Origin of the sequence: Quyinboa ferrireducens, from assembly GCF_042436675.1 — a bacterium.
In the GTDB taxonomy this organism is placed as follows: Bacteria; Bacteroidota; Bacteroidia; order Bacteroidales; family UBA5342; genus JBHJHP01.
Window position 1 is genome coordinate 1 of the sequence record NZ_JBHMVA010000024.1, and the last position, 22,185, is coordinate 22,185.

At 31.0% G+C, this 22,185-nt stretch carries 25 protein-coding genes; all 25 read left to right on the forward strand.

Annotated elements, in window-relative coordinates; genetic code table 11:
- The first annotated feature begins 220 nt into the window (after positions 1 to 220).
- The 25 genes from ACE01N_RS19475 to ACE01N_RS19595 all read left to right on the forward strand — a co-directional run bounded on the left by ACE01N_RS19475 (position 221) and on the right by ACE01N_RS19595 (position 22,185).
- On the forward strand, positions 221 to 814 hold the full coding sequence (locus tag ACE01N_RS19475) for a hypothetical protein (protein WP_380592565.1): 594 nt from the start codon (positions 221 to 223) through the stop codon (positions 812 to 814).
- 228 nt (positions 815 to 1,042) lie between these two features.
- Positions 1,043 to 1,291, forward strand: a complete 249-nt coding sequence (locus tag ACE01N_RS19480; RefSeq protein ID WP_380592567.1) for a hypothetical protein — start codon at positions 1,043 to 1,045, stop codon at positions 1,289 to 1,291.
- Complete coding sequence (locus ACE01N_RS19485; RefSeq protein ID WP_380592569.1) at positions 1,284 to 1,580, forward strand: type II toxin-antitoxin system RelE/ParE family toxin; 297 nt, start codon at positions 1,284 to 1,286, stop codon at positions 1,578 to 1,580. Before ACE01N_RS19480 ends, ACE01N_RS19485 begins: the two co-directional genes overlap by 8 nt.
- Positions 1,581 to 2,130: 550 nt before the next feature.
- Positions 2,131 to 2,961 carry a hypothetical protein gene (locus ACE01N_RS19490; RefSeq protein ID WP_380592571.1) on the forward strand — a complete coding sequence of 277 codons (831 nt, stop codon included), beginning with the start codon at positions 2,131 to 2,133 and terminating at the stop codon, positions 2,959 to 2,961.
- Between the two features lie 163 nt (positions 2,962 to 3,124).
- Positions 3,125 to 3,868, forward strand: coding sequence for a hypothetical protein (locus ACE01N_RS19495; RefSeq protein WP_380592573.1), 744 nt, complete (start codon positions 3,125 to 3,127; stop codon positions 3,866 to 3,868).
- Between the two features lie 169 nt (positions 3,869 to 4,037).
- Positions 4,038 to 5,387, forward strand: coding sequence for a S41 family peptidase (locus tag ACE01N_RS19500; protein WP_380592575.1), 1,350 nt, complete (start codon positions 4,038 to 4,040; stop codon positions 5,385 to 5,387).
- Positions 5,388 to 5,523: 136 nt separating this feature from the next.
- Complete coding sequence (locus ACE01N_RS19505) at positions 5,524 to 6,096, forward strand: hypothetical protein (protein WP_380592577.1); 573 nt, start codon at positions 5,524 to 5,526, stop codon at positions 6,094 to 6,096.
- A 179-nt stretch (positions 6,097 to 6,275) separates the two neighbouring features.
- The gene (locus ACE01N_RS19510; RefSeq protein WP_380592579.1) at positions 6,276 to 6,779 is read left to right on the forward strand and encodes a hypothetical protein; all 504 of its coding nucleotides are present in this window, start codon (positions 6,276 to 6,278) and stop codon (positions 6,777 to 6,779) included.
- A 151-nt stretch (positions 6,780 to 6,930) separates the two neighbouring features.
- Entirely contained in the window at positions 6,931 to 7,650 is a 720-nt protein-coding gene (locus ACE01N_RS19515; protein ID WP_380592581.1) for a hypothetical protein, read from the forward strand.
- Between the two features lie 159 nt (positions 7,651 to 7,809).
- On the forward strand, positions 7,810 to 8,532 hold the full coding sequence (locus ACE01N_RS19520) for a hypothetical protein (RefSeq protein WP_380592583.1): 723 nt from the start codon (positions 7,810 to 7,812) through the stop codon (positions 8,530 to 8,532).
- A 618-nt stretch (positions 8,533 to 9,150) separates the two neighbouring features.
- Positions 9,151 to 9,771 carry a hypothetical protein gene (locus tag ACE01N_RS19525; RefSeq protein ID WP_380592585.1) on the forward strand — a complete coding sequence of 207 codons (621 nt, stop codon included), beginning with the start codon at positions 9,151 to 9,153 and terminating at the stop codon, positions 9,769 to 9,771.
- 3 nt (positions 9,772 to 9,774) lie between these two features.
- The gene (locus tag ACE01N_RS19530; protein WP_380592587.1) at positions 9,775 to 10,521 is read left to right on the forward strand and encodes a hypothetical protein; all 747 of its coding nucleotides are present in this window, start codon (positions 9,775 to 9,777) and stop codon (positions 10,519 to 10,521) included.
- A 158-nt stretch (positions 10,522 to 10,679) separates the two neighbouring features.
- Positions 10,680 to 10,934: a hypothetical protein gene (locus tag ACE01N_RS19535; protein ID WP_375719575.1), complete on the forward strand. Its 255-nt coding sequence runs from the start codon at positions 10,680 to 10,682 to the stop codon at positions 10,932 to 10,934.
- Between the two features lie 224 nt (positions 10,935 to 11,158).
- Positions 11,159 to 11,755 carry a hypothetical protein gene (locus ACE01N_RS19540; RefSeq protein WP_380592589.1) on the forward strand — a complete coding sequence of 199 codons (597 nt, stop codon included), beginning with the start codon at positions 11,159 to 11,161 and terminating at the stop codon, positions 11,753 to 11,755.
- Positions 11,756 to 11,923: 168 nt separating this feature from the next.
- The gene (locus ACE01N_RS19545; RefSeq protein ID WP_380592591.1) at positions 11,924 to 13,039 is read left to right on the forward strand and encodes a PD-(D/E)XK nuclease domain-containing protein; all 1,116 of its coding nucleotides are present in this window, start codon (positions 11,924 to 11,926) and stop codon (positions 13,037 to 13,039) included.
- Positions 13,040 to 13,208: 169 nt separating this feature from the next.
- The gene (locus ACE01N_RS19550; protein WP_380592593.1) at positions 13,209 to 13,586 is read left to right on the forward strand and encodes a hypothetical protein; all 378 of its coding nucleotides are present in this window, start codon (positions 13,209 to 13,211) and stop codon (positions 13,584 to 13,586) included.
- A 181-nt stretch (positions 13,587 to 13,767) separates the two neighbouring features.
- Entirely contained in the window at positions 13,768 to 14,400 is a 633-nt protein-coding gene (locus ACE01N_RS19555) for a hypothetical protein (protein WP_380592595.1), read from the forward strand.
- A 162-nt stretch (positions 14,401 to 14,562) separates the two neighbouring features.
- Complete coding sequence (locus ACE01N_RS19560) at positions 14,563 to 15,249, forward strand: hypothetical protein (RefSeq protein ID WP_380592597.1); 687 nt, start codon at positions 14,563 to 14,565, stop codon at positions 15,247 to 15,249.
- A 154-nt stretch (positions 15,250 to 15,403) separates the two neighbouring features.
- On the forward strand, positions 15,404 to 16,006 hold the full coding sequence (locus ACE01N_RS19565; RefSeq protein ID WP_380592599.1) for a hypothetical protein: 603 nt from the start codon (positions 15,404 to 15,406) through the stop codon (positions 16,004 to 16,006).
- 399 nt (positions 16,007 to 16,405) lie between these two features.
- Positions 16,406 to 17,332 carry a hypothetical protein gene (locus tag ACE01N_RS19570; protein ID WP_380592601.1) on the forward strand — a complete coding sequence of 309 codons (927 nt, stop codon included), beginning with the start codon at positions 16,406 to 16,408 and terminating at the stop codon, positions 17,330 to 17,332.
- 225 nt (positions 17,333 to 17,557) lie between these two features.
- Positions 17,558 to 17,839 (forward strand): PqqD family peptide modification chaperone, encoded by a 282-nt coding sequence (locus tag ACE01N_RS19575; protein WP_380592604.1) that lies wholly within the window; start codon positions 17,558 to 17,560, stop codon positions 17,837 to 17,839.
- A gap of 56 nt (positions 17,840 to 17,895) precedes the next feature.
- Positions 17,896 to 18,660, forward strand: a complete 765-nt coding sequence (locus ACE01N_RS19580) for a class I SAM-dependent methyltransferase (RefSeq protein ID WP_380592606.1) — start codon at positions 17,896 to 17,898, stop codon at positions 18,658 to 18,660.
- On the forward strand, positions 18,647 to 18,985 hold the full coding sequence (locus ACE01N_RS19585) for a hypothetical protein (protein ID WP_380592608.1): 339 nt from the start codon (positions 18,647 to 18,649) through the stop codon (positions 18,983 to 18,985). Before ACE01N_RS19580 ends, ACE01N_RS19585 begins: the two co-directional genes overlap by 14 nt.
- Before the next feature lie 20 nt (positions 18,986 to 19,005).
- On the forward strand, positions 19,006 to 20,817 hold the full coding sequence (locus ACE01N_RS19590) for a B12-binding domain-containing radical SAM protein (RefSeq protein WP_380592610.1): 1,812 nt from the start codon (positions 19,006 to 19,008) through the stop codon (positions 20,815 to 20,817).
- A 3-nt stretch (positions 20,818 to 20,820) separates the two neighbouring features.
- The gene (locus ACE01N_RS19595; RefSeq protein WP_380592612.1) at positions 20,821 to 22,185 is read left to right on the forward strand and encodes a hypothetical protein; all 1,365 of its coding nucleotides are present in this window, start codon (positions 20,821 to 20,823) and stop codon (positions 22,183 to 22,185) included.

The window sequence follows — 22,185 nt, forward strand, 5'->3', positions numbered from 1 at the left end:
AGAGATTCCGTTAAGGTTTCAGAACTTTCTGATTATGGATATTTTAAGAGAATTAAATAAATTACTGTGCACAACACGCGGTCATAGTGCATGGCAGTTATTTTAAACCAAATAATTCAACGTTCGCTGCAAGCTCTTTTCGTCCTGACAGTTCCTATCCTATCGGACAGAAACTGCCACGACACCATACCGCGGGAACGTTGTGCCCAATGTTATGAAAGTGAATATTAAAATTACTGTTTGTGCTATTCTGATTCTGAATTTGATCTCATGCAATGGAATTAAGAATACTATTTCAGATGAAGAAATCTACAATTTTATAAATGTAGTTTTAACCGATTTATCATCTGATTACAAAAAATGTGATGCAATATCTGATAAAACTTTAACGACAATTGACGGAAACCATATTCCAAAACCAGGAATTAAATATGACTCTTCAAAAACAATAAAACATCTCGCAGACTATGGATATATAGATTCTTCAGATGTAAACTTCATATTGCAACAGCAATGTGATTCCACGTTTAGACTTGATCAAGATAAAATCAACAAAAAACTCTTAAAACAAGAAAAAATTGACAGTATTTTTAATTTAGAGAATGACTTAGGATACGAAGTTTTAAGAGATTCATTAGGAATCAAATGTTATGGATATATCTCTAAACCCTTATTTTCAAAAGATCGAAATACTGTATTAGTCTCATTTGAATGGTTTAAGGGTTATTTATATGGACAAGGTTCAATACTGATTTTCAAAAAAGGAAATGGAGTTTGGAAATTAGAGCAGGTCATAGGAACATGGGAAAGTTAGAATAAGAAAACACAGGGCACAACACGCGGTCATAGTGCATGGCAGTACTTTTAAACAAGAAGTTTCAACGTTCGCTGCAAGCGCCTTTCGTCCTGACAGTTCCTATCCTATCGGACAGAAACTGCCACGACACCATACCGCGGGAACGTTGTGCCCAATGCTGAAAAAGATGAAAATAGCTTCATTATCTAAATAAGAATTTTTTATCTTTACAAAAAGGTTATAAACATGAATGCAGCTGAGATTAAAATAGATTTATTTAGAAAATTAGATTCACTTAAAGGGAAACGATTAGAGGAAGCATATGGAATGCTTTTGAATTATATCAATGGGAAAAGTGAAATAAATGATTGGCAAGATTTATCTGAAGAGCAACAAAATGCAATACGATTGGGAGTTGAACAATTAAATAATGGGCAAGGAAGAAAACACAAAGAGGTTATGAGTGACCTTAGAAAACGTTTTGCAAATGACTAAAGAAATAATTTGGTCCCCAGCTGCTGAAAATGACTTTGAAAAAATACTTAAATACTTAGAATTTAAATGGAGTAATCGAATTGCCAGAAGATTTATTAATAAAGTTGATGATAGCATTGACTTGATTGTTGAAGATCCTAAGATTTTTCCACTAATAAATGAAGAATTACAAATTAGAAAAAGTGTTATTACCAAACAAAACACACTATTTTATCGAGTAACAAATTCTTCAATTGAGATTGTTAGACTTTTCGATACACGACAAGATCCGAATAAATTAGAATTTTAAAAAAACACTGGGCACAACACACGGTCATAGTGCATGCGGTTGTATTTCAATTTGCAAACCCACATTCCGTATGCCGTCGTTTTCGGCTTGACAGTCTCCACTTCGTGGGACAGTCAACCGCACGACACCATACCGCGGGAACGTTGTACGCAATGCCGGAATTAGTTGATTTTAATATAGTTTCTACAGTTCATTGCATTTCAGCTGAAGTTGCGTATTCGTGAGACAGGATTCAATATCGTTATGGGTTGACGCAATATCGTAGAGTTTTTGATTTACATAAGCCGGTCATGGGGTGGCTGAATCTCCATGAATTTGTGAGTCCGGTTTTAACTAAAATATCAGGAAGATTAGCCCAGAAGACTATGGGCACTACGTACAACACGCGGTCATACTGCATGGCAGTCTTTTTAAATAAAACATTACAACATTCGCAGTCGGGCTATTTCGTCCTGACAGTTCCTTTCCCCTCGGAAAGAAACTGCCACGACAGCATACTGCGGGAACGTTGTGCTTCATTATTTCAAAAGGAAAGTAAAACCTTATAAATATGAATATTGAGAAATTAAAAACTTACAACCAAAAATTATTAGCTCTTTTAGGTTCTATATTAGTTTTAATAGCTTTTGTCGGATTGATAATGATGATTGTTGCTGGCATCTCTGAACTTAAATGGATGATGAGATCTAATGAAGATGAAACTGGGATACTGTCTGAAGAAAAAATTGAAGAATTACAGAAAGAGAAAAAGCGTCAACAAGTTATATCATATGATTTCCCTAGATTGGTGGATACGGTTAATTCAATTTACATTATTCCAGTAAGACATCAAACACTAAATTCAGCAGAATATATTGATGAAGGAGTTCTTGGAATTATGGATTCTTTTGAAAAAGTTAAAACAGACGATAGGTATTCAAGCTATTATTATGGCTCTTTTAATAATTTGATTGTTTATGATTTAAAGAATAAAACAACTAAAAAATTATTTGATAGTAGAGTAAACTTTGGTGCAATAAGAACTGAGGTTTTTGACGATGATATTTTGATTTTATTTACAGCTGCTAGCCAAGATACATATAGAGATGGAGTTGTTAATCTCAAAGATTTAAAATCCTTATATATCTATTCAATCAAAAACCAAGATATTAGAGTGATATCTAACAAAGGGACTGATATAGCACATTATGATTTCATACATGACAGTAAGGATTTATTGGTTAGGTTCGGTATTGACTATAACGATGATGGAAAGTATGATGATAACTCCGAGCCATCTACAGTTAAGAAATATGATTTTAAATCTGATAAAATTGAGGATATTGTTTCGAAAGATTTAAATATTGAATTACAAAAACTGCTTGAAGGTTCTAAAAAATAACGAAAGCACAACACGCGGTCATAGTGCATGGCAGTAATTTTAAACCAAATAATTCAACGTTTGCTGCCGGCTCTTTTCGTCTTGACATTTCCTATCCTATCGGACAGAAACTGCCACGACACCATACTGCGGGAACGTTAGCAACCATTTAAAAACAGCAACTTTGACAAATTTGACACAAATAGATTATTTGCAACCGCCACAACAATTAATGTCTGGATTTCTTGACTTTGCAAATCAAATTAGACAAAAAAGCATAGAAAAAAATGCAAAGTTAATCGAAGATGAACTAACCGAAATCTATAGTAATAATTTTCCCGGACAAATTAGAACTGAGTTTTTCCATTGGATTGGCGATATAAACAGAATATTCGAGGTAATAAATATAATTCTATTGGACCTATATGACTTGAGATTAAATAAAAATTCATTAAAAGGAAATCCTGTTATTAGAAGTGAATTTCTATTTCAAGCTTTCTTTGGAGAATTCTTTCGGATTAAAGAAATTTCAAAGATTTTCATCAAATATATGACTAAAATGCAAGTCTTGAATAATAAGAACAAAAAGGCTTTTGTCGATTTTTATTTTAAAGCATTTGATTGGATTTACGAGATAAGAAATAGTTTTGTTCATCAAGGATTGAAACTTAAAGATGAAGATGTTGAAATAGATTTTTCGTTTATTGAAACTCTATCAGAAAAAGAAAAATTTATTCAATTATTAAACGAATCTAATATAAGGAAAAATACGGTTGAGATTCAATGTGCTTTTTATATGAAAGTAATTGGAGAGATAATGAAAACGTTTATTGAGTTTCAAGAACTTTTAAGCAATACACTTGCAGATTTGATAATCTCTTTTGAAAAAATAAATCTAGAAATTAAAGTGACAAGGATAAATGAATAAAAACGGTTGCTAACACGCGGTCATAGTGCATGGCAGTACTTTTAAACTAAATAATTCAACGTTCGCAGCCAGCTCTTTTCGTCCTGACAGTTCCTTTCCTATCGGACAGAAACTGCCACGACACCATACCGCGGGAACGTTGTGGTTAATAGCAAAAACGACATTGCAAATGATTAAACTAACAGTAATTTTAGGATTAGTATTTTTTATCAATTCTTGTAGTGGTCAAAAATTAAGTCCTGATAAACTTAAAGATGACATCGACTTTTTAGTTAAAACTTATGAAAGTGTTCACCCCAACTTATACGCATATTACTCAAAGGATTCATTTTATTGCGACATTGACAAAGTTAAGGCTGAGATAGTTTCTCCAAAAACAGCTTTAGAATTTTGGTTATTATTATCACCTTTAGTAAACAAACTGGGGTTTGGACATTCCCTTATACCCTATTCTGATAATTTCAATGATAATCAAACAAAAAAGAGAGTTGATAGTTATATTCCGATAACTATTTATATAATAGATACAACGATTTTTTTAGATGATATATATGTCAATAATTCTGACTTGATTCCTAGAGGCTCCGTGATTACAAAAATAAATGGAATTGACGCAAAAGAAATTATTGACTCCCTGATTGATTATTTTCCTGGTGAATTAATTGATTACAGAAGATATTCTATTCAAAGTTATTTTTCAAGATATTATTCATTACTATTTCCTTCTAAGCATTTCAAAATCGAATATGTCGAAAATGATCATAAAAAAATTGCAAAAGTAAAAGGCATAAAAAAAGAAGTGACAAATAAACCAAGAATTAGAGAAAATTATAACTATAGTATTAATGGCAAAACGTGTTTACTCGAATATAATTCATGTACAAATAAAGATGAATTTGAAGAACTTATCGAGAATATGTTTATCCAAATTGAGAAAGACAAAGTTGAAAACCTAATTGTAGATATTCGAAAGAACCAAGGAGGGAATAGTATTTTAAATGTTGTACTTTTTAGTCGATTGTACAATAAACCATTTAAAAGCCTTAAAAGAAATGATGTTAAAATATCCCCTGAAATTATTAAAAGAGTTCCGTCTTACAAAAGATACGGTGTCGATACAATTATAACGAGACATAGAGACTTTAACCAACCAAAAGAAAATATCTTTAACGGTAATATTTATGTTTTAACTTCTACCCGGACCTTTTCTTCAGGTAGGTTATGCGCATTATTGTTTAAGGATTATGGTGTTGGAAAATTAATTGGTCAAGAAACAGGTAGCCCTGCTTCAGCATATGGAGATATTTATAAATTTAATTTACCTTACTCCAATTTGAGAGTTTATTCTTGCTTTAAATATTTTTTAAGACCAAGTGGAATTGATGATGGCAGGGGAGTAATTCCAGATATTGAGATAAATTATTCTATTGACGATTATATTTCAGGAAAAGATTTGGAAATGGAATATGTAACTAATGATATTCAATCAACTACTAACCACAACATTTTGTATAAGTAATGGCAGGCGATGTAGTAAATATCAAGGGTTGTAGCCCGCTCAAACTGCGTAGCGGTTTGACAGGAAACTACCACGCAATCTGCCACTACTCATACAATTTACCGTTAGGGGCAACCATAAAAGAAGACGAAATCATATGAAAATCCTGGTGACAATATTATTTGCTGTTTTATTATCTAATTATGTCTCGCTTGGACAGAGTTTTGATTATAAAAAACTGGGGAAAACAGAAGTTGAAATAATTAATGATTTAAGTTCTACCCTCAGAGACACAACTATCCCTTTCGTATTATCACCTTTTATTAATTATCCAATTAAAGAATCAACCTTAATGATAAGTTATTTGGTAGATAATTACGGATTTAATATAAATGATTTTAAACTTCAGTCTTTTGACACCTTGCTTTTGGAAGCGAATGATTATTTCCAAATAATTAGTCCAGACTCTTTGTTAAACTGGCAAACGATTGAGTCTAAAGATTCTGAAGATCCTTTTATAAATCCCACTTTAGAAAAATTGAAAGATTATTGTGGAAAATCAGGAATTTGTAGATTTCATAAAATTGTTTTCTCAGAAGACAGAAAATACGCTCTTGTAAAATATTGGATGTATTGCGGATTTATGTGTGGACACGGCAGTACAGTTCTGATGAAAAGGGAAGATAACAACTGGATAATAAAAGAACGTTTAGGTTTTGCAGAAAGTTAAAAAATGGCAGCCCCTAACACGCGGTCATAGTGCATGGCAGTACTTTTAAACAAAATGATTCAACGTTCGCTGCAAGCGCCTTTCGTCCTGACAGTTCCTTTCACGGGTGAAAGAAACTGCCACGACACCATACCGCGGGAACGTTAGCTGCAACTATGAAAAAGATTAATTTTAACTAGATGAAATCTGAATTTCTTTCTACAAAACCAATTGAAGAAATAAAAACTCAATTGAATGAATTAACTAATAAACCTGAGGATAAAAGGAATCTTCTTTACACGGGAAAAATCAACTATAAAAAAATAAACGTATCCAAGAATAAATTTAGTTATGAGCAGAATCTTTCTATAATCAATCCATTTAGAGGATTCGGCAAAATATCATTTGATTTGTTTGATTCTGGAAGTTATACAAAAATTAATATTGATATTGAGACTTATACAAAATACGGAATAGTATTTTCAATTTTATTATTCTTTTTAATTGCAATACCAGTATTAATTATTGAGTACATTTTTTCTTTTCAAAACATTATTGAATTCGGATTACTTATTCTTGTTATCTTTTCTTTAATATCGGGAAGCATTTATTTAAGTTATATCTGGAATCGTAATAGACTTGAAGATTTATCAAAACAAATTTTAAGCGATTTAGAAATAGAATTAAAAAATAGCAGCAGCTAACACGCGGTCATACTGCATGGCAGTACTTTTAACTAAAATATTTCAACGTTCGCGGTTAGGCTCTTTTGTCCTGACAGTTCCTTTCCCGTCGGAAAGAAACTGCCACGACAGCATACCGCGGGAACGTTAGGGGCCATTTAAACAAGACTAAATGAAGCTTTATATAACTCTGATTGTTTCAATGCTCTTTCTCTATTCTTACGGACAAGTTGTAATTAACGAGAAAAATTATTCAGATGTGGATTCTATCACAAAAATGCGCATTGATTCAATTATGTACTCTAGATTTCCATATAATGAGGAAATCGCTTTAAAAGATATACGTAAAGATAACATCAGAATTCTTTATCTATATGGGACTAATGATCCATATGATGACCTTTTTGACACGAAGTTGATTGAAGATAGATTTGGTTTTAAATATCACTTTGAAGAATTCTTATTTCCAGAGACTTTATTACAGAAAATACAAGATAGGTACAACTCTGTCGTTTATTCTTACCTAGATTCTATATATAGAATTGATGTTAAATCTGAAATAGACAATGAAATTAAAAGACAGTTCTGGGAGGAATCAATTACTGCCAAGCAGAGTAATAAAGATTTAAGAAAAAAAATTAGAACAGAGTTAAAGGGAGAAAATGGACAAATAAAAAAAGCGCTCTATGAGATTGACAAACAATACAGAGACCGTAATTTTGAACAAGCCTTGGAGAAATACAAAACATTTAATTTTGAAAATATTCAACCAAAAACTAAAAATTACATTTTAAATTCTCAATATCATTGTTTAATGAATTTACATGAATATAATGAGGCTCAAAAGTTATATGAAAATAATAAAAATGAGATTAACAAATTGATAAAATAAACGGCCCCTAACACGCGGTGCATAGTGCATGCGGTTTTGTCTTAATCTACAAATTAGCATTCCGTATGCCGTCGTTTTCGGCTTGACTATCTACACTTCGTATGATAGTCAACCGCACGACACCATACCGCGGGAACGTTGTAGCCCATACGAGAGAAGATGCCAACAATAGAGTTAATATCAATTGATTCGGAAAGGTTTGAGATTAATCAAGCTGATTACGATTTTGCAATAATTGTAGAAGATAAGTTGATAAGTCACAGAGGACTATTTTATAATTTTCTTCTCAAATATAGCGGGACAATTATACATCTTGGCAATCCAGATTTTATTTCAGATAAAAAAGGGGCATTTTTCGGTAGCGATTTGATCGACTGGAGTGATGATAATAATGATAAATTTCATCTGCTGGATAAGTATAAGCCAACGATTTTTAAGCTGATTAGAATGGCATTTGAAAAATCGAAGACTGACCAGATAATCTTTTTAACCGATAAACAAGTAAATGACCCAGAGCCGAGATTTAAAAGGATTGATTCAGTTGATGATTTTATTTATGAGCATGATACAAACGGATTAGATTGGAATACTGCATACTTGATAGATTTCCAAAACATACATGATTCTTTACACTCTGAGATCGATTCAATTTTATGGCATGATTGGGATCCAATTGGAGTAAATGATTATGGCGGACCTGATGATGAATATAGAAGTTATGTTCCAGAGATTTATAAAATGTTAATTGATTCCAAAACAGAATTAGAGATTGCAAAACATCTTGACTGTATTGTAACTGATAGAATGGGATTATATAGCAATCTGGATAAGAGTAAAAGAATTGCAAAATTATTAATAAGAGCTAAACGAAATCATAAATGAAGTACGGGCTACAACATCGCGTCATAAAACATACCGGTGCCGGTGGTTGCCCCTCTGATAAAGTTATAATGGGTGTATCCACCCTCCCACTTTCAAGTTTCAGATAACGTTTTTTCAATAAGCTCTCGAATCTTTGTATCTTGTCACAAAAACGGTCTCGCTACAAACAAAGGTGGCTTCGACAACCGCTACGTTTCATACGCGCGGAACGTTGTAAATAATGCCGTGATTAGTTGATTTTAATATAGTTTCTACAGTTCATTGCATTTCAGCTGAAGTAGCGTATTCGTGAGACAGGATTCAATATCGTTATGGGTTGACGCAATATCGTAGAGTTTTGATTTAAATTATCCGGCCATGGGTGGCTGAATCTCATTTGATTTGCCGGAGTGTTTAATTTGTGGAGCATCAATTTAAAGAGCACCCGTGAGAGAACAAAAGAAGGCACTATTTACAACACACGGTCATACTGCATGGCAGTATTTTTAAACAAAACATATCAACGTTCGCAGGCTGTCTCTTTTGTCCTGACAGTTCCTTTCCCGTCGGAAAGAAACTGCCACGACAGCATACCGCGGGAACGTTAGCAAACATTGAAAGACAACCAACATCATACATATGGAGATAGAGTTAAGTGACATACTAAAAATAGGCATTCCACTAATTAGTGGAGGAGCTGTAGGAGCAATAATTAAAGCATTGATTGACAAAAGAAATAATCGTATTCAAACGATTAAAAAATCCGTTGAAATTTCTACGATTTTTTCCCCTGAGAAAATACTTGATGATTATCTTACAAAGATTACTCTGTCAGGTACTACTTCAGTTTATCATTTTGACAGTTTATATATTGCAAAAATCAGCATTATAAATAGTGGAAATAAAGACTATCCTGATTTTTCATTTGGTATTACAACTCCTGATAATGTTGAAATCGTGAATATCGAAACAAATGGAGAAGACCGTCATCACAATATTAACTATACACCTGATATTGATTTTAGTAATAAATCTAACATTGTAGATTTTTCACTAACCCCATTTAATCGAAAGAATTCTTATAATATAGAATTGTTATTGACCTCTGTCGAGTCTGTAAAAAATATTGACTTAAACTTTAGTACTGATTTACCTGTCAAAATAATTGAAGCAACAACCGTCAGTGTAACAACTGGTGAGATTTTGGGTGCATTTGTTAAAGCGGCTTTGAGTGGAACTGCAGAATTAAAAATCCGTTAGTTTATGAATCATTCGGAAATAAGCAATTACTATTCAGATTTTATAGATTCATTTTTGTACGTAGATAATATTGATGACTTAGATTTATCAAAGAGAGAGATTTCCAAATCAATCTATAAGCATATTTTCAAGATTAAGGCAGCACAATGGAAATATAAAGTGATGTTTAAAAGGAGAAAAAATATGGCAATCTCTGATTTATTTCAAGATATAGTTGCGTTATATATTTCTCTTGCTTTAGGTTCAGATTACGAGGTGGTTGTTGAAGAAAAAATAGGTAAAATACAACCCGATATCCTGATTAAATATAAAAATCACAATATTTTCATTATAGAAATCAAAACCACTATTGGTTGGGAACGTGGTATGTATAAGAATGGTGAAATGGAGAAAAGGATTAGTAGCTTAGCCGAAGCTGCGAATATTTCTCAAGAAAATATTGTCTATTTATTTATGTCACCTTGGAATGTCAATAAGCGTTTTGCTAATGTTTACTGGGATTCTCAAACAAATCAGCCAAAAGATTTGCCGAAAGATTTCCCTTATAATAAAATAAGACCATTATTGTCTGGAGAAGACCCATTTTACTGGAAACAACATAAAGAATTTAGAGACGAAAGGTATTTAGAATTTTCTGATTCTGAAATTGATAGGTTTTCTGAAACAGGCATAGTAATACCTATAGAAATAACAATAAACGAGATAAAATCAATAGGAACAACGTTTGCTAACAATGTATATACAAAATAGGCGAAATGGTTGTAAAATCAACGGTTGTAGCCCGCTTCAAAGTTGTAACGGTTTGATAAGTTTGAAGCCCGAAATCGCCTACTTTGCATATACTCACCGTTAGCGCCAATTTTAAAATAACAAACAGTCTTGAACTAAACTATTAGAAAAGCTAAAGCATGAGTCGAAAAACGGAGAGAAGATTTCTGAAAATTTTAATTTCTGTTTTATCAATACCATTTTTATTCTTCCTTATTACAGAAATAATGACACCTGACGGTTATGTATCCGATGGAGTTACAGATTGGGGAATTGGATTTATAAGTCTTTTTATAATCTTACCTATTACATGGTTAATATTTACCCTAATCATCATTATTGTAATTGATAAAATCCATAAAGATTTACCTGCTGAGAAAGAGAATTTAACTTAGGAAATTATGATTGTAAGTTTGAATTGAATTTCAACGAAAAACTAAATTGAAAAAAAACTGGCGCTAACACGCGGTCATACTGCATGGCAGTATTTTTTAAACCAAATAATTCAACGTTCGCAGCCAGCTATTTTCGTCCTGACAGTTCCTTTCCCGTCGGAAAGAAACTGCCACGACAGCATACCGCGGGAACGTTAAGCCTTATTAAACATAAAAAATTTTAAATGAGACCTTTGCTTATTATTCAGGTGATTTTATTTGTGTCATCTATCTCATCGAAAGCTCAATTAAAGGATTCGAATTCTATTAGGACCATTCCTATTCAATTTGGAATATATAATCATGACAGTTTGTTTCAATATGGATTGAATGATACTCTTGAAATTAAAGTGACAGATTCGGAACAAGCATACTTCTATAAAAAGATATTCAAAAATATTTTAATCCGCATAACAGAAGACGGCTCTATTAAGATATTTGAAAATGATGATGTTTTTTTAATAACCGACACGGCATATCTGAATGTATTTGAAGATAGGATTAAGGTATTTAAATTCGAATATGAAAATCCAGCCGTTGATGGAGAAGTTTGTATTTTAGCTAATTCTAAATACGGATTAATTGGATATCGATCTTTTACCTGGGGACAGAATGCTATTATATTAAATTGGAACGAAATGAAAGCTGATAGTAATTTTGCAAAAACTATTATCTCAGACTCCTTACTAATACCAAAAAAAATAGCTTTATCAAAAAAAGAAAAAAAGTTTCTTGATAGTCTCAACATAGTGAAAGAAAATGATAATTCTTTAATAGAATAACAAGGCCTAACACGCGGTCATAGTGCATGGCAGTACTTTTAAAACCAAATAACTCAACGTTCGCTGTCTGCTCCTTTCGTCCTGACAGTTACTATCCTATCGGACAGAAACTGCCACGACACCATACCGCGGGAACGTTAGCTGCCATAATAAATTAATAAATATATTATGAAAGAAACCTTACTATCCCAAATTGAAAAAGTTAAATATGAATTTAACTCACTAAAAAACCAAACTTCTGAAAAAAGATCAGAGCTAAAGGAAAACCTTCAGAAATTAACTGTTGGTATGAAAAAGTATTCTCAAAACTGGATTGGGGAATGGTTTGGAGATAATTATAATCAATATTACTTAAACTTTAACAGTAAAAGCCAGAAAGGTATGATCATTGATGAAGACTTCATAAATGAAGATCTTCAGAAAAATTTTGATATTGAATTACCTCATATTAAAACAGATTTATTAGAAGAATTACATAAGTTTCATTCGTTTCAGGACTATATACTTTCTGAATTGTCAATTATTAAAACGCTAGATAATTACGTTCAAGAAAGTACTTTAATTGAACAACTTGAAAATTTTGAATGGGGTATAACTTCGAATGATTATATAAATAAAAAAAGGCCAAGATACGTATTTGTTGATGACCCTTCAGTGATTAATAGAAAAATAGATAACCCGCCACATATTAAAATTGAAGGATTAATTATACATCTTTTAAGTCAGCTTGTTGCAATAGACAATTTTGAAAAAACGGCTGCTAGATTAATACGACAAATTGAAATAAAAGCAAGTTTTAGCGATGCAGAAACAGGACCAGGAATTCAGATTTCAGACGAAGTCCTTATAACATTCTTTGATAAGTTTCATACTGTGGCGACACAACTCCAAAATCGTTACAATAAGAGAGATACGATAACAATTAAAGATGAATACGATGTTCAAGATGTACTAAATGCATTGCTTAGGATTCATTTTGAAGATGTTAGGAAAGAAGAATATACACCCTCTTATGCTGGTGGATCTACAAGAGTCGATTTTTTACTTAAGCGGGAGCAAATTGTAATTGAGGTAAAAAAGTCTAGGGCAAGTTTAAAAGATAAAGATATTGGAGACCAACTGATTTTAGACATAGCACATTATAAATCCCATCCAGACTGTAAAAAATTGATTTGTTTTGTTTATGATCCTGAAAATTATGTTTCTAATCCTAGAGGAATTGAAGATGATCTTATTAAACTCTCAACTGACGATATGCCAATCGAAGTTTATATTCGACCATAAGAATTACGGCAGCTAACACGCAGTCATACTGCATGGCAGTACTTTTAACTAATATATTTCAACGTTCGCAGGCTGCCTCTTTTGTCCTGACAGTTCCTTTCACGGGTGAAAGAAACTGCCACGACAGCATACTGCGGGAACGTTGTGCTTCATGCTGAAAAAAATCGTAATGAGATTTAGATACAGATTAAGATTATTATTAATTATTTCTTTAGGATTATTCTTAACTACCTGTAAGCCTGAATTAAAATTTGATAGCAAGACATGGAAGGAAAACGGAGGTGAGAATGCTACTCTTGATACAAGGTATAGAATGACAAAAGATTTGATTGAAAATAAAATTCTGATAAATAAAACTGAATTAGAAATAATTGAACTTATAGGTAATTCTGAAAAAGTAGGCAACGAGAATAATCCACAGAAGAAATTCTATCCTGTACAAGAAAAATATGGATGGGATATAGATCCTGAAGAAATGATTTTTTTAGAAGTTCATTTCAATGAGAAAGGATTATCAGACACTATCATACTTTTTAAAACTAAATAGAAAAAATTAAAAAGCACGAAAGCACAACACGCGGTCATAGTGCATGCGGTTTTGTTTTAATTTGCAAACCCACATTCCGTATGCCGTCGTTTTCGGCTTGACAGCCACCACTTCGTGGGACAGTCAACCGCACGACACCATACCGCGGGAACGTTGTAAATAATTTTTAATATCCCTTTCGATGAATGAAACTGACTTTAAATACCTAGGTCATGATTGGAACAAAGAAATAGAAGAATTTGAAGAAATGTCCAATCCTTTTTTTATGATAAATAGATATGATAAGGATAAAAATATTTTAATAAGTCAAGTTAGCTTTGTTCCATTTCAGGTGCTAATAAGTGAATTATTCGTATTGTTATTTTTAGTATTAACAGTTTTTATATATATCAAATATAAAGTCATTTTAGACTATATAAATATTAATTCAATTCCGAATTTTAAAAAAATATATTTATTTATTCCTTTTATTATTGCTCTAATTTGGAGAGTAATTGTCAGGATTTATATAACAAAAAAGCTTAATAAAGTAATTATTGATTTCAATAATAAAAATCTAATAATTAAGAATATTGATTACATCGGCAGATACCTTTTCGAAGACATAAATATTAATTTTAGTGACATTTATAAATTCTATATTAAATCAATTAATGACAGTAATTTATATTTTCAGAAAAGAGTCATTAAAATATTTCAACTTGAGACAAATGAAGGGAAAATAATTCCTCTTTTGTTATTAAAAATGAAGGGATGGAATAAAATAAAAGATAAGAGATTTATAGATTTATTGACTTATATATTAAAATTATAAAAGAAAAACTATTTACAACAGCCGGTATAGCACATAGCCTGCTTTTGCTTGTTTAAAGAAATTATAACGTATATTTGAAACAAATGATTTTTAAAAAAGCTAAACTTTTCGCCAACCGGCTACAGTGCCATACCGACGGGACGTTGGCATTAATTTTAAAATATGACTCATATTCTTGAATTAATAAAATCATTATTCCTTGACAATTCTAAATCCTGGGGATTCAGAACAGCTATGTCTATATCTATAATAGTATTCTTAATTTTCATTGATATCGGATTGAAATTCACATATAATATACACATTAATAATAAATTAGACCAATTAACTAAAATTCAATATTTAAAAGAATCTTATTCTAATGACTCTATCAAATTGAATAAAATAATTACATTAGAACATAAAGTCATACAGTCAAAACATTATTCTGAATTATTATCCGATTTGTATCGAAAAATATCCTTTAAATCTGAAAATATAGACCAAAATAACATCCAAAATTCACCTACAAACAATAATAAAGCTAAACCCATAAGGAATATTTATTGGATGATAATTACATCCAGTTTTACATATATTCTATTATTACCACTGATATTATTTTTGCCTTTATTTGACAAAGACTTCAGAAAAGCATCTGGACTTTTTGGATGGATTGCATCATTAGTAACGTTTACATTATTTATTGCTTTCATGACATGGTTGAGTTATAAAATACCACTTATATTAGGTCGAGCATATTTAAATTATATAGTGAATTTTATTATTCATATTTTTTTAATAACAACCTTAATAATTTTGAATAATAATAATCAAGATAAAAAAACTAATGCCAACACGCAGTCATAGTGCATGCGGTTCTTTTAACTTGCAAAAACGTATTCATCCTGGCGTCGTTTTCGGCTTGACAGTCTCCACTTCGTGGGACAGTCAACCGCACGACACCATACTGCGGGAACGTTAGCTGCAAGGCAAAGAAGACACACACATAAATTGACATAGAATGAAAATAGTAATTTTAATAATTGTTTTATCTATCTTGACTTTTTTAATATATAGATTTATAAAAGTCAGGATTCAAAACAGAAAGATTAATCAACAGCGATTTGATAGGATAAAACCTATATACGACAGATTAGAAAATGGGGAGAAATTAACGGAGCAAGATGTTTATGAATATGCAAAAAATATTCAGACAAGAGAAATGACATATCGATTGTTGCATGAGCATAATATGATTGAAATATTCCCTCAAGAATACATTTCAATTATTAAGGCGGCTGAAAGCAATTTGGCCAATTGGTTAGAATTCCCGACAGAATTGGATGCTTGTCCAGATGAAATAGAACATATTAAACGTGTGACTTTTGATTTCGACGGACAAAATAATTTTGTTCATTACGAAGTCTTTAAATACAGAGTGAACGAACCACATTGGGCTGCAAAAGATGATTGGATTTTAGGTGTTGTTGGACCTTACTTTGATGATAGTAAACCGTATGACCATCCAGGAGCAACATTCAGTAGAGTCAGTAGTAGACTAGAAACTATAACTCCTGATGAAGAAGCAAAATGGGTTCATGAACATATATCAATGAGAAAATAAAAAGCCCAGCAGCTAACACGCGGTCATAAAACATTGGGGACGAAGTGGTTATTCGAGCTTCGGTTCTCGCATCAAAGTCCGTTGTACCTTGATAGTGAAGTAGCTCCGAACTCCCCAACGTTTCATACCGCAAACCGTTACCTGCAAGGCTAAAAAAAAGAAACTGAACTAATAAATAAAACTGATTGAAACTAGAAAATAAACATAGAATACATAAACTGACAGATAAAGAAAATTTTGTTTTTGCCCACCCGCTTCTGCCCTTCGGGACAGTTAGGGAAGCCAACGCATATTGCACACATTTGCAAACCACACAAGCCAACTCACAGACCGAAATTTGCAAAAGAGTGCAATTTCCCTCCACTTACAGCAACTTGAATATTAAATAACACCAAGATAATGGAAACCTATAATGTTTTAATCGTTGATGATAAAGAACCAATACTGAAATATGCTAAAGATGCTATACGACCTGAGTTAACATTGGAAGGTGAAAAATATTTAATAGATGTTTCTACTCTCCACGTATCCATTGGCGGAGATGATAATAATGAATCCTTTTTTATCGAAGAAGAAACATTTCAAAAGTTAGGAGAACTCTCAAACAAAAGCTATGACATTATCTTTCTTGATTTTGGATTTGTGAAGCCAAAATGTGATATATTAAATGTATTAAAATCAAAGTTTGGGGATTCTTTTGGAATATCTGAGTTAGAAGGTTATGTGTTTAATCCCAGAAATTTAGTTGAACAAGGTATTAAAGTTTTAAATAGAAAACATAATAAAAAAGTTTATACGAATTTCATTGAAAATTTTGTCAACCATAAAAAGAATATTATTATTTACACTTATATTTCTTCGGAATGGAGCAAATATGTTCAAAACACGACTTTGCGTGAGAATATTACTAAACGCACTTTTCCACAAGCGAAAAATATTGATTTAATAGATACTAGGAGTGAAATATTTGATAATTCAAAATTTGATTCTATAAAAAAAGAATTTCCTCAATACTATGATTACATCGTTTCAAAATTCTTAGAGAATATAATTCATCTTGAAATATCAAAGGAATCTATTGAGAAGGCAAAATATATTAAAGTGAAAAAAACAACTAAAGTACTTGCCTTTTTAATTGTTTTTGGAGCTTTAATAGGTGCATCTACAGAGTTTTTTGGGCAGTTAATATTCAAAGCTTTCGAAGAGAATCAATATATTTTAGCTATATCTTTAATAGTTTTGACAATTATAGGTATTTTGACTGCTGGAAGATTACTTATTTATCTTTTAGAAAAGAAATTAACTGACCTTATAAAAAATGAATAAAACAAATCAATATAAACTGAAGCTTTTATTGACGAAAAATTGCACGCTTTTTGCAACTAAATGATTTGATAATAAATTTGTAATAGTAACTAATCTTTAAAATAATGGACAAAAAAGAATCAATCAAAAAAGTGGTCTACGAAAAACCAAAGTTTAAGCTTATTAGACCAATTTTCGGTAAATCATATACTACAACAGTAAGCGCAACTTCTCAAAAAAGGTAGAATGATTAGTGATTCATCAATACCAAAACTGGCTAATGGCATAGAATTGTTATCTGAAGATAACCAATATTATTTGTATCATATTCCGGAAAATAAAGTGCTACTCCTTGAAAATCTGGTATCAGTTAATATTATCAAACTATGCAATGGTGAAAATTCTGTCAGTTCAATTGTCGTTGAATTAAATAATATGTATTCAAATGTAACTGAAACTGAAATCAAATCAGATTTGATTGAAATGTTAAACACCTTAAATAATGAAAACTTTGTCGAAATAACTTAATGAATGCCGTCCCTTTCATATATGTATCAAATGACCAAGCTGTAAAAGACACAAGCTTGGTTTTTGACAGGAGTGGGACTTTCTCATTTGCGCTTAACACATCAGATATAAAACGATACGTAAATGAAACTTCAGACGAGCATATTATAATCAATCCATTAAAGAAATCAGTTTTTTCGGCTCCGAATGAAGAATGGGCAATTTCCAAAATATCACAATATTTTGGAAAAATATTTGGCGAAAATAGTCCCATAATTGATAGTTCAAAATACCTATTTGATATTTATTCCACTATCTTAAATAAATATGATTTGGAAAACAAAAATGTACTTGATTTTGGCTGTGGAAACAGTACATACAAATCAATGTTTAAAAACTCGGAGTATGTAGGATATGACTTGGAATCAAATAACAAAAATGATGATTTTATAAAAGGAGATTTTTATGATTTTGTATTAGCAAATTTTGTTTTGGAACATGTTGCAAATCCATTTTTAACTATAGATTTAATATCAGGAAGCTTGAAAAGAAGCGGGAAAATTATTATAAGCATTCCTATATTAACGTTTCGGCAGTATCTACTCTATGTATTTGGAATCAAAAAACTTAGATTACCAATTTTCCATTTCAGGGCATTTAGTATAACCAATTTTAAAGGGTGTATCTCTATTTTCAAATTAATAAAATCACTTGAATGGAATAATATAGCTGTTACTGAAATTTTTAGTTTAACTAATGGACACAAGAACATTAAAACTAAAATCAAAAAACCATTTTCATTTTTTGGAAATCAAATGATTATAGTTGGTGAAAAAAATTAAGAAAATATCGATTGAAGAATTTTGGACTCAGTATTCAAAGAATGCATTAAAGCTTGAATATGATAAAGCATTGCCTCAAAAATTAGGATATAGCGTTTTCTTTAATGGCTATTTCGGGAATCTGACTAACCATAAATTTATTTCAACAGATAGAAATGAAATTAAGATAATCTGTAAAAACTGTAAATACACTTTGAATCCTATCAACTCCATTTGTGAAGCTCATATTGGAATTTTGAAGGGACAATTTGAGAAGATTCATGGAACAGCAGTTAATATTGAAAAACTAATTATGAATAATGATTGTGTTTTAGAATCAAAATGACCTCAATAAACAAATGCATATTGATTTTCCCTCCGGTCTGGTTGCCAGATGTTCCATTTTTGAGTACGCCTGCGCTAACTGCATTTCTAAAGCAAAACAATATTGAAGTTGAACAGATTGATTTAAATATTGAGTTTTGGCAAAATCTTTATAGTGCTGACTATCTATCATTATTGCATATTACTCTTATTGAAACTTTTAATGATTTAACTGCTAAAACAGAACTTAATCAGAACGAGATTGAAGTTATTAAAAAGCTATCAATAATTATCGAGCTATCAAACAGTCAATTTGTTGACGAAGTTTCAAAGGGAATAATAACAAGAGATGTTCTTTTAGAGTTAATTGGATTTTCCAATGAATTTAAATCTTACACCTCAAATATTACAAAAAATGACAATCACTCAGATAACTTAATAAAACAGGACTATCACGATTTGCTATACAGCAACATTTCTTTAAGTCAATATTCCTATTCCATTAAGAATCTACTTAGCATATCGACTGATAGAGAAAATCCTTATCATCTGTTTTACTCAGATTTCTTCAATACAAAATCAAAACTTGAAACTCCTTGTTTGTTTGGAATTTCGATAGCAGCAAATAATCAGGTTGTTCCAGCCTTCACTCTGGCATATTTTATTAAGCGACACAATAAGAACAGTAAAGTTGTCATTGGTGGTTCTTGGTGCACGTTAGTTGAAAGAGAACTAGCGAAACACCTATTACAGTTTGAATTTATCGATTACATGGTGGTTCGGGAAGGAGAAGTTCCCCTATTAAAACTTATTCAAGCATTAAAAAACAGCAGTGAACCAGAGCAAATAAATGGCATTTATTATAAAAAAAATGAGGAAGTTCTATTTAATAACTCATTTGAAAATTTAAGTCAAGATATACTACCAACACCTGACTTCTCAGGTTTACATATTAATCCATATTTTGAGAAAGATACATTGCCAATACAAACTAGTAGAGGCTGTTATTGGGGGAAGTGTATATTTTGTTCTTATCCACTTATAGAGCAAAAGTTTAAGCAACGAAATGTGGATAAAGTAATTGAAGATATAAAAAGGTTGCAATATTTGTATGGAACCAAAGTCTTTAGTTTTGTTGATTCTCTTGTTTCTCCTTCTTTTGCTCACAAGTTAAGTGATAGATTAATTGCCGAAAATATAATAATAGAATGGGTGATTTTAGCTCGCTTTGAAAAACAGTTCACCCTAGAACTTTTAAGAAAAATGAGCAAAAGTGGATGCACAACAATATGCTGGGGGCTTGAAAGCGGAAATCAAAGAGTTTTAGATGTTATTCAAAAAAACATAAATTTGGACGTAGCGGAAAATATTTTAATCCATTCTTCGTCTGCAAAAATTCATAATAGAGTTTTAGTAATGTTTGGGCTGCCAACAGAAACTTTTTTAGAAGCGAACGATACTATTGATTTTATAAAAAGAAATAATAAAAATATTCATTCCCTTTCCTATAATTTTTATCACCCGGAGAAAAACACTCCAATTGAAAATTATTCAAAAACATATAACATCCAACTTAAGCAAAATCCGAATGAAGAATTAAATTATGGATATGATTGGCAAAGTGAAATGTCAAAGAATGAAATAATATCAATCTTTAATGCCTACACCAAATTAAATAACTTAATTCAAAAAGCTGAAAATAACTACACCCGGATTAACAATATACATCAGATAATTAACAATAATACTATAAACTCATCTTTCAGTGTTGGAAACGAGAACCATTTAATTATCAGTTTCATTAAGAATTATAAGAGACCTGAACGATATTTTTATGAAGTTATAAACAATTGACCTATGCAACTATATCATGGTACATATTTAAAGTATGATAATGGACAATATTTTGTTGACATTCCTGAAAACATTATTGCAACAAGTGATTTTAAAAAATATGGCAATCTAAATGTCTATTTATATGTGCCGAAAAAAGAAAATGGCTTTTATCTAACAGACGAAATTCAAGTATGTATAACACCACGCTCATTTCAAGAGATAGAGAAATTATACTATTTTGAATTATCCATGGATAATATTCCTGGCGCTTTTTCAAAGTTTCTTGAGTTATTTAAAGAACAACAAATTAATATTTTAGAATGTAGAGCAATTGATTCTGTTTATGAGATGCAAGGAAAGGTTGAATTGATAGCTACTATTGATAATGACGAATTAATCGATGGTAGAACAATAAATTCTGTACAAAACAAACTAAATAAATATTATAAAGAAAAACTTGGGATAGAGATAAAAGGATACAAACCTATAATCCTCAAAAAACCTATTGATAAATATTTTATTAAAAGATACAATTCAGAAACAAACCTTAATGAAGACGTAGGCAAAATAAAACTCCATAATGATGTATTTGGAAACTATTTTCCCATTGAACTTCCATATCATGTGCTTCAAGAAACTATCAAGGAGAAAAAACCTTTTTTAGGAATTACATATTTATCTGAGGGAAATTATATTTTAGTTAAATTTAAAAGTACCAAAGAAATTATTGTTCCAATTACAGTTGAATTTAAATCTAATAAACCAGGCTTATTAGATAAAGTTATCACTCCATTAGCTGAGATAGGCGTTAATTTAAGATTAATTCATCCCGTTAAATTGGAGCATCCACTTACCTACAAAATTTATTTTAATATTGAGAATACAAAATTAAAGCTGTTTGACGAAGATTCTGTTGAAGCTATAATTAAAGAACATGTTCAACAATTTGATAATAAAACTAATATTATTGTTGTATTAGATAAAGATTTCTACAGCACGGAGGATAAAGGTCATATAGATAACGAATTTATTAAAAAAAGTAATGAAGCCTTTTCAGAGCATCTAATAAAGGTTATCAAGAATGAGTGGTTAGATAGGTTATCTAAATGCAATTCGACCTGCAAAATTGGTAACTGTCAAATGAATCTTGAGTGGTCAAAAACAAAGGAAGAATTAGCTAATTTAAATGAGCAAATAAATAATTCGAGTATTGAAATTAGCATACCAGAAAAAATAAAGAAAATAAAAAGAAATAGAAGCAATAAGTGTACAATTCAAGATAGTTTGCAGATTCTTTATCAAAATATAAACGCTTTTATTGCTGCCTATGAGACACCACAAAAAGAAAAAAATAATTCTAATCCACAAAGAAAACCAAAATCATGA